Source organism: Streptomyces sp. NPDC101166, from assembly GCF_044768125.1.
GTDB lineage: Bacteria > Actinomycetota > Actinomycetes > Streptomycetales > Streptomycetaceae > Streptomyces.
The window spans coordinates 1-1091 of record NZ_JBIWPF010000306.1; the positions used below are offsets into that span (position 1 = coordinate 1).

The window sequence follows — 1091 nt, forward strand, 5'->3', positions numbered from 1 at the left end:
CTGGGCTGCGATAACCCACAAACGGTCATGACGGCGTCGGTCGCTGCTACGATCCGGCGCCTCGCTTGTTAACCCAAAATTTGCTGCCGCACGGTCAGCAGACGACTCTCATACCTGATTTCCCACCCCCGAAGCTCCGGCCGAATCGGCGAGCACAACCCGAAAAGTCAGCGCGGGTGTCCTCGCCGGGCGACGGTCAATCCCCCGAAGTCGTGTTGCGACACCCGGCCGGACCACCTGAACCCACCCGAACAGCTTCCTCAAGATAGAACGCGTTCCACAATCGCGCAAGCAGCTACTGTCCCGAATCTTCCAGCTGTACACAACTTTCGGAAGCGACGAAACGCTAGACAGTGGAACTTGTTATCGATACAGTTCGGCGTTAAGTATCGGGACGGGGATCAAAGGGGTTGTCGGGGCGGGGATTCGGACGTGCTCGTCGTCGGTTGACTGGTTGCCGGCGGCGATCACCAACTGTGCAACGGCGAGCAGCCCTACTTGGACCAGCTCGGCAAACACTCCGCCACTTCGGCCGTCGACTGAATCAGAGGCTTGGTGGCGAGCCGGGCACTCCCGTCGATGGACTACGCATTCACCGCACGATGATCTGGATTGGGAGGGATGATGAACGGACCTACGAGGCGCGCAGGAATCGTCGGGGGCGGGGTCGGCGGGTTGGCGACTGCCATCGCGTTGCGGCAGGCCGGGTGGCACGTCACGGTGTTCGAGCAGGCGCCGGAATTCGGCCGGGCGGGGGCCGGGATCGTGTTGCCCGTCAACGGCATCGCTGCCCTCGACGCCCTCGGACTCGGGGAGCGGATCCGTGAGCATCAGGTACCTGATCGGACCGCGCAAATACAGACTGCGGCTGGTCGCACGCTGATGAGCTTTCGGTTGAGTGACGCGATGGGCTATCCGGGAATGGTTCTGCTCGCGCGATCAGATCTCATCGCTCTCCTGGTGGATGCCCTGCCCAGCGAGTGCATTCACACGGGCGTAGCGGTGCGGGCAGTGCACGAAAGCGGTGTTGTGGAAACTGATTCCAGCACGGCGGAGTTCGATCTGGTGGTCGCGGCCGACGGGGCCAATAG

1 protein-coding gene is annotated in these 1091 nt (G+C 62.6%); it reads left to right on the forward strand.

Features of this window, described 5'->3' with window-relative positions; translation table 11 throughout:
- Positions 1-675: 675 nt before the first annotated feature.
- A partial coding sequence (locus tag ACIRS4_RS38655) for an FAD-dependent oxidoreductase (protein ID WP_404205018.1) occupies positions 676-1091 on the forward strand: 416 nt, incomplete at its 3' end.